The sequence below is a fragment of the Sphingomonas sp. FW306-05-A genome, from assembly GCF_058782275.1.
Genome location: NZ_JBYSXN010000008.1, coordinates 40,475 through 49,013 on the forward strand (window position 1 = coordinate 40,475; position 8,539 = coordinate 49,013).

Consider the following 8,539-nt stretch of genomic DNA (forward strand, 5'->3'; position numbering starts at 1 on the left):
CCTGTCTCCGAAACTGACGGGAATGTCTGGAACTGGTGGAACGCGCTCAATCGGCGGCGACGAAAACGATCACACATACGAAAAAGACAAGGAAGACTGCGTAGGTTGCGGCCACGCCCCAAAACCATACTGGCGTAACACTGCGAGTTTCGGAGCCACCGCGAGCCGGTATCCGCCCCGTGGACAGACCAACAAACAGAAACCAACCAAACACCAGCGGCAACATCAGGAAGGCCGTTCCTCCAACGAACGCCCGCCATTCATCCGGAAGCCAACCGAGGACTACCCCCGGGAATGCGGCGACCGCGAGCATTGCTGCTGTAAGCGCAAGCCTCTTCGAACCTGTCCAGTCCCACCAAATCATGGGTCGCAATAAGCCATCTTACTCAATGTTCCGCAATTAGGCGTTAGCGGTCACTCCACCTGAGTGGAATGCGGCTTAATTCGCGACGCCGGTCCGTCCGGTGTTGGGTGGATAGACGACCTTCGGGCGGGTATATGCGGTGTACATCGCTTGACCCGTGGCATCGACTGAGAAGATATCTGCGCGACGGCGCATTTCGGCGAAGCGCAGTTGGATCCGATCGAGCTTCCGCTGCAGCAGGTCCTTGTGGCTTGCAATCAGCGTACCTCCGTCACGGGCCTGCAGGTCTAGTGCTTCGGTACGGAGCGCGATCATTCGCTTGCGATGCATCATGTCCGATGAAATACTGACCGGAGTGGGAACGTAGACGATGCCTTCGGCAACGTTGGGGTAGGGTGCGTCGATTCCACGGCTCGGCACTACGGTCGGCGTATTCGCGGCAGCAGCCGCGGCAAGCAGGATCGGCAGCATGATTTCTCCTTTGGCATTGGAGTCTTGATTTAGGCCGAAGCAATACTGCCATAACGCGCGGTTGCGTCAATTGGCTCCTCCGCGTGGAGCATTGGTGGATTGCAGACATTCGCTGGCAAGGTAGGATGTTGCAATGAGGGACGATCCATCAGCGACTGTGCGCAAGCTGCTGATCGACGGGCAGGGACTGCGAGAGCGCAAGGTCACGCCCGATGCTAGGATATTGCACGACCTTGGTGTGGATGGCGACGACGCTGGAGAACTATTCCAAGCGCTGCATGAGCAGTTTGGGACAGACTTCACAGAACTTACTGGCCAATGGCGCGTGTTTTTTAACACCGAAGGTGCGAGCCTACGAGCATTCCTTCTGGGTATTCCGGCGATTATGGTCTTGGGTGGCTCTGCTGGAGTAGTGGCCGCCGCATTGCAATGGCCACCGATTGTGGCGCTGGGATTAGCGTTGGCGCTGTTTCTAGGTGGGCGATGGTTATTCTCGCGGTGGCCTGGCCGAAAGTTACAGCCTCTTACGGTCGCCGGCCTCGCGGAGATTGTGCAGGCAGGTCGCTGGCCATCTAATCCGGCCGATGTCCGTTAGTGGGCGTCAGCGGCCATGCGATAGGAGAGCAGCAACGTGATCGCGCATCCGCTCGCGCTTCAAGGCGGCGTAGGGTTCATCCCGTTCACGTATGTCATCGTCGTCAGCCCAATGGCTTAATTCTTCCCACGCGATCTTTTCTGCTGGATCAAGCGCGAATGGGTCAAGCACCGCGATGTTGAGCTCGGACTCGGTTACGTCCCCGCCATCAGCAATACGTTGCAGGGCTTCAAGAAGGAAGTCGCGGGCGACCGTCATGAGCGCTTTGTGATCTACATGCGGAATGACCGCAATAGGGCGTTGGCGGTCCGTCCGCTTTTTGCTTCCAGTGGTGGACCGATTTCGTGCCGTTCCCTCCATGCAGCACCCATGCCTGCCGCCATTGCGGTAGCGGTCGTGTTCTTGATCTCGTAGGTGCCATGGGATGCCATGCCGAGGATGTCGAATGGACCAATCGCCGCCGCCGTGCCCGATCAGGTATCGAAGGCAACGCGATCATCGTCTTGCGAAAGCTGGTCTGTCCGTTTCGAGGCTTCCTGATGAATGAGCCTACGAACGGCCTGGTGGACTGCCCCTTTTGTGGCGATAGCGTTTCGATGGTTCGCTACGGGCTAGAAGACGGTCAGCGCAAAATGGCGATAAACTGTGGCGGCGTTTGTCGAGGGATGTTCATTTTCCCAAATGTTAAGTCAGGAGATTGGGATGGCTTGCGTTCAATCTGGAACGCCCGTGCTCCGCAACCTGTTGCCCCCACTCTCCGCGAAGGACATGATATGAGCGGTGACTTCGCTTGGCGACGCATTGAAAGCGCGCCAAAGGATGGAAGCTATGTGGTGGTTCTGTATCAGTCATTAGGCGGTCCCCATGAATATTGGCATGGGCGTTCGTTCGTGGCGCGATACGAAGGCAAAACCGCCGACGGTTATGACTTAGGGTGGAACCTCTTCCCCGGCTACGGCGGTGTCCCTGACATGAGCCTGTCTTACTGGATGCCGCTTCCCCCTCCGCCCCCCGAGGTGACCCCATGACCGCCGCAGCTGATAAGGACCGCAGGCGGGAGGTGGGGTAATTAGGGGGCTGGATGAGTTCGTCGCCTGCTGCGTGATCTACGATAGGCAGTCTCCGGGTTAGAAACCTGAAACAATTTACGAAAAAGGAGGCGCGACGCCTTTCAAGCGTAGCTCGAAGGTTTTGAGTCGAATTGCGCTTGGTAGAAAGCTGGTGCCAATTTGCCAGTACGAGCCCATTTTTCGACAGAACGCTTGTCAGCTTGTGAGCATTTGGCCCCAAAGACTATGGTCGGTAAATCGCGAGGGCAAAACAGCTTATGACCGATATAATTTCGTGACAGCACCCTCCACTCATTCTCATAAGCCCAATAATCGGCCTTAGTGAATAGAGCCTTTTCGATCATCGTGCCTTGGTCTTTAAAAAGCGAATGACTGGCCGGTCATGTTCGTATTGAACACGTTCTGCACCTTCGAGGATTGCGCTGTCCGTATTGAATGCTAGCGCGACGCCAGTGTGGCTCGCGGCATAATGACTCCACATCAATACAACCGATGGATCGCTCCCAAGGCTGAGAACGCCAGTGTGTCTGATAACTTTATCCAGCGTTTGCCTTAGGAAGTCGTCTCCTGCGTCAGAGCCTGAAAACCCCGGCCGCAGAAACGGGTGAGCGTTTGCAAGTTCGTTTACGAAGCGCACGCGCTCGGCACGCGGAATGTGTGCGTTTTCTGTTGAGATGTGCGTTATAAAATGGGTGCGAACTTGTCGGAGTGTCGCAGTACTATCTATGACTGGCGCGCAATCGTATGGGTCGTTGAACGTTGCTGGGTCAGCAAACCAGAGCTCTTGATGTTCTAATATGGTGCGCAAACGGTCATCGACAGCCCTAAATTTCCAAAGTGTTTGCGGTCTATCCATATGGTCATGGTACCCGATCGTCGCAAAAAGCGAACATACGGTTTTCGGTCTTTCGAATTGGCTATCAGCGCAAATGCCGCCATGGCTGTATGCCATTGCGGTAGCGGACGTGTTCTTGATTTCGTAGGTGGCTCGCCGATGGCGAACCGAGGATGCCCGAATGAAGCCTATTGTCGCCGCCACACCCGGCCAGGCGCGCGAGAATCTGCGCGCGCTAGCCGCGAAACATGGTTTTCCGCTCGCGCCTCTGTCCCGAATGGTCGGGCGTCCATCGGACTATCTGGCAAAGTTCGTACGCGGAGGAGGGAGCGAGCGATTAAAGCCGAGCGAGCAGGAGATGTTGGCGAAGTTCTTCAGGGTCGATCCGCGCCTGTTTGGAGACCGGGACGAGTGAGGGCCTTTCTCAGCTGGCTGAGGCGGCTTCTTGATCTGTGATCAGGTTGCCGACGCTGATTGATATCCAGCATGTCGCCGCTTCCGCGCGAGTCCAGCCCTTGTGCGGATCGATCAGCGCGCCCAGCCTCGGACCATGGCCCAGCCTGATCCCCCCGAATTGAATGACGACCCCGTCGAGGTGTCAGATAGCGACTTGCTGGCGGAGTATCAGCGCAGTGGGGGCGAGCCGGGCGATCCCGAAGTCGAGGCGATCGTTACTGAAATCCAGCGCCGGAACCTCAATTTCTGACAGGCGCCGATATCTACTTGATCCAAAACAATGCGACCGACGCTCAGGTAATTATCATTCCAGGCAACCGGCCCGCTTCCCCTCCCGGCATGCGGGCTAGGGCCGCAGCCTCGGGCCCTTTCCCAGCTGCGGCCCGCTATCGGCGTTATATGGAACGCGGGCTGCCGCGGTCTTCCATCACGTTAGAAAACAGGTTCCTCATAAGGATATTGTCGCCAGTTGTTAAGTTGCTGGCAAGCTAGCCGGTTTATTCGGCCGTTTTTAGCATTGGCCAACCAACAATGTATCGAAAACTCTCAGGCATTAAAACAATTGCGAATGCCGGCTTTGCCGACGCGCTTAGCGACAATACACGCTCCCTCCAGTCTTACGCGCGACGCTTAGCGGGAAACGCCCCTGATGCGGATGATCTCGTTCAAGAAACCATATTGCGATGCTGGTCGGCACGAGAGACTTTCCAGCCTGGGACGAACATTGGGGCGTGGAGCCGCGTCGTGATGAGGAACACGTTCTTATCGAGTCATCGGCGTGACCGCTTTCATGGCGATCTACCGGACGACGCGTTTGATCGCATAAAGGGCACCTCGGGCGGGCAGGATTTGGCGCTTGAACTGCGGGATGTTGGATGGGCGCTCGAACAGCTTAGTCCCGACGAACGTGAAGCAGTAATGCTCGCAGTGCAGGGCCTCTCGGGTGCGGACGCTGCGTCACAACTCGGAATCTTGCCAAGCACCTACAAGAGCCGTTTGGCAAGGGGGCGAGGACATCTGCGCGAACTCATCGACAACCCGGAAGCTCAACCCTACGCCCCGCCTTCAAAACTGCGGCACGCGCTTAAGACGCGCAATTGGCATGGTGTTGTAATTGGATAGCGCACCTAATCGGTAGGCATCGACGTCGAAAAGATGCTGAGGTGCGCGCCACTAAGACGGCAGTGATTTTGCCTCGATCACGACGGTACGGATTGCGTGAAACAGGTTGCCTACCGCCGCTCTGTAGCCGTCCAAATCGGCGCAGATTGCAGCGGGACTACATTTTGTTACGTGGGTATTAACAAGCAATCCGAGTGCCGAGACTTTCTGATCGAGGGATAGGCACACTACTGCTTGCAATGGTGCTTCGTTGCGCAGCCGGGACTAATTGAGAGTACCATGGTCTTTTGTTCATAGCGTCACGTCGTTTTCACAAACTAGTGCGCGCTTTGAAGCTGCGTCCGTCCAAGACTGGGGTACTGGTACTAGTCTGGGCCCAGAAAAGCACGCTTTGTATCCGTGATAGAACTCATTTTGGTCATATTTAGACCCATAGTCGTGACGAATATACAGTCCTCCTTCAAGGTTTCCAGGCCTTTCAAAAGACCTTATGAACGTCGGTCCAACTCCGGTGGCATTGTTTACTAACGCTATTTTGTCGAGACTGATTGTACCATCGGACCAACCAATAACATTAAGGTGTGTTTTATATCGAAGTGTATGAGCGGCAATAGGTCGTTGGAAAGCCGCCGTCTGTCCTCCCGAAGATTTTGTGATTGCGTAGTCCGCAAACCGGTTATCAGCCGAAGTGTGACACGACGTATGCGACCGCGACAATCGCTGCGATAACGACCCACCCTTCCCAAGTGCGTGGCCATAGCCCCCAACCATCGCTTTTAGGCACAAACCAAGTTTTGGGGTGATGAAGCATCACGGCTCCTCCCTTGGTTGATCCTGGAATGACTTATGCTCCACGATCTTGCGCAGCTGATCATCAAATCTAACTTCGCTCTCGTCGCAGATCTCAACGCAGTTATCTACCATGTTAGCAATAAGCCACGATGCGACAACGGCTGCAAGTAGGCGACAGCAGAAGGGCTGCTTCTCCTCCGGCACGGCCCCTCCTTAGCCCCGTTCGCAGCTTCAACGGTGCCGTTTGGATGGGTGCCGTATGGTCCTCGTTGGCTAGCACTCAGCCGGACCTGACGAGCAAATTGGCAAGGATTTTATGCGTCATTTCCTGACGTAAAAAGATCAAGGTAAGGATGTACGCTTAGGATATGCCCGAAAAAAAGACTAGCGGTCCATTAGCCTGCGGCATGTGCGGGGCAGGGGGCGTTCGCCGAGGTGCAGACTGTCCGTTTCTCCAGGATCGCATCAGCCCAGCGACCCAGTGTCGTCAAAAGCACGAAGTCCGCATTCATGATTTAGGCGCGTTATGGGTGTGGCTATCGGATGTGCTCGAGCTTCAAGTTCGTGACTTTCACCTTCTTCCACTCACGATCAGCAGTGAGGGCAGGAACGCCAAGCTGCACGGCAAGTGCGAGACAGGACCGATCACCAAGGCCGCGGCCATATTGGCGCGTCTGTCTATGCAAGGCAGCGGCTGCATAGGCTGCCTCGATATCGTGGGCACGAACATCGAGGCGAAGCTCATCGAGCAGTTCGCGTGTAGTCGCCTCGTCAAGGCCGCTGAGCAGCAGCTCCTTGACGATCTCTTGCAGGTTGACCGCCGAAATCGCAGCACGCCCGATATGGGGAGCGACCTTGTCGGCGCCGGGTTCATCTCGAACCAGCGCCAAAACCGCGGATGCGTCGAGGACGACCGACGTCATTGTACGTCCCGATCCTCTTCGCCGGATGATACCTCTCCGAGATCAGCAGCGGTTTCCGCCTTTCGGTCATCCAGAAAGTTGTCTGTCGTACGCATATGCTTGGCATGTTCACGATAGAGCGCCTGTGCGCGTGATACACCATGTCCGATCGGGGACAGGCGTACCTGATCGTCTTCAACCGTCAAGATGACCTTTGTATCACCGTGCAGGCCCATCGCCTTTCGAACGGATGCAGGAAGAACCATGCGGCCATTGCTGGCTACACTGATATCGATGGTTTGGAAGGCCATTGGCTAGCTCCTTATTTTAACTTCTGCCACAGATATGGCATAACACCCTAAATGACACAACGAGCTTATCGCACAAATCCGGATATGGCTCAGGAGAGATGTGAATAGCAGCGCGCTCCGTTGTCACAAACTGCTGAACACCACTCGTAGTGGCGAAGATAGGTCCGCTGGCTTGGCTAGGCTACGATAGATCGCTAATCGTAGTTGTAGCTGATATCGAGACGACTGGCTAGTAAGGGTATACCCACTGGAGCCGAGGAATGATGACCGATCAGCCGAAACGAGATGCGATCCGAGCAGTCCGGGTATACTTGCGTGTGAGCACCGACGAGCAAGACCTGACGCGACAAGAGGCGATCGTGGGGAGCGCGCGGGCGGCTGGTTTTTACGTCGCCGCGGTCTATCGCGAGAAAGCGTCAGGCGCTCGACCCGACCGCCCGGAACTGTTGCGCATGGTAGCAGACCTTCAGGCGGGCGAAGTGGTCATCGCCGAGAAAATCGATCGCATTAGCCGCTTACCGCTGGCCGAGGCGGAGCTTCTGGTTGCCACCATCAGGGGGAAGGGGGCTCGCCTTGCTGTGCCGGGAATCGTTGATCTGTCGGATCTGGTCGAGGACAGTTCAGGCGTGGCTCAGATCGTGCTGGAGGCGGTGCAGGATATGCTTCTACGGGTCGCGCTTCAGACTGCCCGGGATGACTACGAAACCCGTCGCGAGCGACAGCGAGAAGGAATAGAGCTCGCTAAGCGCGCAGGACGCTACACGGGGCGAAAGCCGGACCTGGCGCATCACCGTCGTATTGTCGGACTTCGGGATGCAGGGATGAGCATTGCCAAAACAGCCGAGTTGGCAGGCTGCAGCATTGCTCAGGTCAAACGTGTGACAGCTCTTCACCGGAGGAACCTTGCGGCATCGGGCACGAGTAACACATCGCTTTCGCCAGTTAAGGCTGATTAGCATCTGGACGATCACATTCCGCGACGAGGCACTGACCACGAAAGTTTATCAGCCCGCGTCCATGCGTGTGATAAATTACAGGCTTGACTTGAATATATACTGTGTTACTGATACAAGTATAAATCTAGGCAATAATTAGTGCATACCAGCAGAATTGGTTGCTTTATGAATACATACATATTTAGCTTTGCTGGTGAGAAAAACATTTACAAGACGATCACGTGTGAGTCACTTTCAGATGCACGAAATCAAGCGGTAAAGTACTTGGCTTCGTATCTTATTGATCATCCGGGTTTTGCGGATGATGGGCATTGGCGGGTTAACGTGGAAGACGAGGCTCATAACGAGCTTTTTCACGTGATCGTCGCAACGGTAACCTCCCGGCATGCAAAGCGACTCAGCCAGTCTGCAGATCTATAACTGGCTTTGACGTTACTGAAGGTCGGTGCCGATCGGGACGTTGGTATGTCCCGATCGGCGTAACAATGCCGTTAGCCTGCGGCGGAGCGTGGCGCCTTGGCAGGGCGATAGCGTAGCGCACCACCGATAACCCCAAAGCCCATAAGCATAATTACCCAGCTTTGCGGTTCTGGTACCGCCTGTGCCATCGTCAGCCCAAACTTGCGGTCCATGTCTTTGTAGCCGGCGGCTTGCACAGCGGCTGT

Annotated in this window: 14 protein-coding genes; 7 read left to right on the top strand and 7 right to left on the bottom strand. The window is 55.7% G+C overall.

The window, feature by feature from the left end:
• Positions 1–46: 46 nt before the first annotated feature.
• Together AC3WJR_RS20215 and AC3WJR_RS20220 are read right to left on the bottom strand one after the other, a co-directional pair.
• Entirely contained in the window at positions 47–313 is a 267-nt protein-coding gene (locus AC3WJR_RS20215; protein WP_492727442.1) for a hypothetical protein, read from the bottom strand.
• 126 nt (positions 314–439) lie between these two features.
• Positions 440–835 (bottom strand): hypothetical protein, encoded by a 396-nt coding sequence (locus tag AC3WJR_RS20220; protein ID WP_492727443.1) that lies wholly within the window; start codon positions 833–835, stop codon positions 440–442.
• 133 nt (positions 836–968) lie between these two features.
• On the opposite strand from AC3WJR_RS20220, the gene AC3WJR_RS20225 reads away from it, so the two are divergent.
• Positions 969–1,430, top strand: a complete 462-nt coding sequence (locus AC3WJR_RS20225) for an acyl carrier protein (protein WP_492727445.1) — start codon at positions 969–971, stop codon at positions 1,428–1,430.
• A 6-nt stretch (positions 1,431–1,436) separates the two neighbouring features.
• Here AC3WJR_RS20225 and AC3WJR_RS20230 read toward each other — a convergent pair whose 3' ends face one another.
• Complete coding sequence (locus tag AC3WJR_RS20230) at positions 1,437–1,688, bottom strand: hypothetical protein (RefSeq protein WP_492727446.1); 252 nt, start codon at positions 1,686–1,688, stop codon at positions 1,437–1,439.
• A gap of 161 nt (positions 1,689–1,849) precedes the next feature.
• Between AC3WJR_RS20230 and AC3WJR_RS20235 the strand changes: the two genes are divergently transcribed.
• Entirely contained in the window at positions 1,850–2,458 is a 609-nt protein-coding gene (locus AC3WJR_RS20235) for a hypothetical protein (RefSeq protein ID WP_492727448.1), read from the top strand.
• A gap of 382 nt (positions 2,459–2,840) precedes the next feature.
• Here the strand turns inward: AC3WJR_RS20235 and AC3WJR_RS20240 are convergent, their stop codons facing one another.
• The gene (locus tag AC3WJR_RS20240) at positions 2,841–3,452 is read right to left on the bottom strand and encodes a DUF2971 domain-containing protein (protein ID WP_492727450.1); all 612 of its coding nucleotides are present in this window, start codon (positions 3,450–3,452) and stop codon (positions 2,841–2,843) included.
• Positions 3,453–3,516: 64 nt separating this feature from the next.
• Between AC3WJR_RS20240 and AC3WJR_RS20245 the strand changes: the two genes are divergently transcribed.
• The 3 genes from AC3WJR_RS20245 (at position 3,517) to AC3WJR_RS20255 (ending at position 4,913) form a co-directional block, all read left to right on the top strand.
• Positions 3,517–3,750 (top strand): peptidase S24, encoded by a 234-nt coding sequence (locus AC3WJR_RS20245; RefSeq protein WP_492727452.1) that lies wholly within the window; start codon positions 3,517–3,519, stop codon positions 3,748–3,750.
• Between the two features lie 159 nt (positions 3,751–3,909).
• The gene (locus AC3WJR_RS20250; RefSeq protein WP_492727454.1) at positions 3,910–4,041 is read left to right on the top strand and encodes a hypothetical protein; all 132 of its coding nucleotides are present in this window, start codon (positions 3,910–3,912) and stop codon (positions 4,039–4,041) included.
• A 281-nt stretch (positions 4,042–4,322) separates the two neighbouring features.
• Positions 4,323–4,913, top strand: coding sequence for an RNA polymerase sigma factor (locus AC3WJR_RS20255; RefSeq protein WP_492727456.1), 591 nt, complete (start codon positions 4,323–4,325; stop codon positions 4,911–4,913).
• A gap of 1,328 nt (positions 4,914–6,241) precedes the next feature.
• On the opposite strand, the gene AC3WJR_RS20260 is transcribed toward AC3WJR_RS20255, so the two are convergent.
• The gene (locus AC3WJR_RS20260; protein WP_492727457.1) at positions 6,242–6,628 is read right to left on the bottom strand and encodes a type II toxin-antitoxin system VapC family toxin; all 387 of its coding nucleotides are present in this window, start codon (positions 6,626–6,628) and stop codon (positions 6,242–6,244) included.
• Positions 6,625–6,918, bottom strand: coding sequence for an AbrB/MazE/SpoVT family DNA-binding domain-containing protein (locus tag AC3WJR_RS20265; RefSeq protein ID WP_492727459.1), 294 nt, complete (start codon positions 6,916–6,918; stop codon positions 6,625–6,627). Before AC3WJR_RS20265 ends, AC3WJR_RS20260 begins: the two co-directional genes overlap by 4 nt.
• 260 nt (positions 6,919–7,178) lie before the next feature.
• Here AC3WJR_RS20265 and AC3WJR_RS20270 point away from each other — a divergent pair, with 260 nt between their 5' ends.
• Positions 7,179–7,874, top strand: coding sequence for a recombinase family protein (locus AC3WJR_RS20270; RefSeq protein WP_492727461.1), 696 nt, complete (start codon positions 7,179–7,181; stop codon positions 7,872–7,874).
• A gap of 165 nt (positions 7,875–8,039) precedes the next feature.
• Positions 8,040–8,294, top strand: coding sequence for a DUF6894 family protein (locus AC3WJR_RS20275; protein WP_492727463.1), 255 nt, complete (start codon positions 8,040–8,042; stop codon positions 8,292–8,294).
• Between the two features lie 71 nt (positions 8,295–8,365).
• Here AC3WJR_RS20275 and AC3WJR_RS20280 read toward each other — a convergent pair whose 3' ends face one another.
• Entirely contained in the window at positions 8,366–8,506 is a 141-nt protein-coding gene (locus tag AC3WJR_RS20280) for a PEPxxWA-CTERM sorting domain-containing protein (protein WP_492727465.1), read from the bottom strand.
• Positions 8,507–8,539: the final 33 nt, after the last annotated feature.

Excerpts from the sequence above, each read along its gene's own strand:
- AC3WJR_RS20240 (WP_492727450.1), bottom strand. The coding sequence starts at position 3,452 with ATGGCATACAGCCATGGCGGCATTTGCGCTGATAGCCAATTCGAAAGA.
- AC3WJR_RS20225 (WP_492727445.1), top strand. The coding sequence starts at position 969 with ATGAGGGACGATCCATCAGCGACTGTGCGCAAGCTGCTGATCGACGGG.
- AC3WJR_RS20260 (WP_492727457.1), bottom strand. The coding sequence starts at position 6,628 with ATGACGTCGGTCGTCCTCGACGCATCCGCGGTTTTGGCGCTGGTTCGA.
- AC3WJR_RS20275 (WP_492727463.1), top strand. The coding sequence starts at position 8,040 with ATGAATACATACATATTTAGCTTTGCTGGTGAGAAAAACATTTACAAG.
- AC3WJR_RS20255 (WP_492727456.1), top strand. The coding sequence starts at position 4,323 with ATGTATCGAAAACTCTCAGGCATTAAAACAATTGCGAATGCCGGCTTT.
- AC3WJR_RS20270 (WP_492727461.1), top strand. The coding sequence starts at position 7,179 with ATGATGACCGATCAGCCGAAACGAGATGCGATCCGAGCAGTCCGGGTA.
- AC3WJR_RS20235 (WP_492727448.1), top strand. The coding sequence starts at position 1,850 with ATGGGATGCCATGCCGAGGATGTCGAATGGACCAATCGCCGCCGCCGT.
- AC3WJR_RS20265 (WP_492727459.1), bottom strand. The coding sequence starts at position 6,918 with ATGGCCTTCCAAACCATCGATATCAGTGTAGCCAGCAATGGCCGCATG.
- AC3WJR_RS20215 (WP_492727442.1), bottom strand. The coding sequence starts at position 313 with ATGCTCGCGGTCGCCGCATTCCCGGGGGTAGTCCTCGGTTGGCTTCCG.
- AC3WJR_RS20280 (WP_492727465.1), bottom strand. The coding sequence starts at position 8,506 with ATGGACCGCAAGTTTGGGCTGACGATGGCACAGGCGGTACCAGAACCG.
- AC3WJR_RS20230 (WP_492727446.1), bottom strand. The coding sequence starts at position 1,688 with ATGACGGTCGCCCGCGACTTCCTTCTTGAAGCCCTGCAACGTATTGCT.
- AC3WJR_RS20245 (WP_492727452.1), top strand. The coding sequence starts at position 3,517 with ATGAAGCCTATTGTCGCCGCCACACCCGGCCAGGCGCGCGAGAATCTG.
- AC3WJR_RS20220 (WP_492727443.1), bottom strand. The coding sequence starts at position 835 with ATGCTGCCGATCCTGCTTGCCGCGGCTGCTGCCGCGAATACGCCGACC.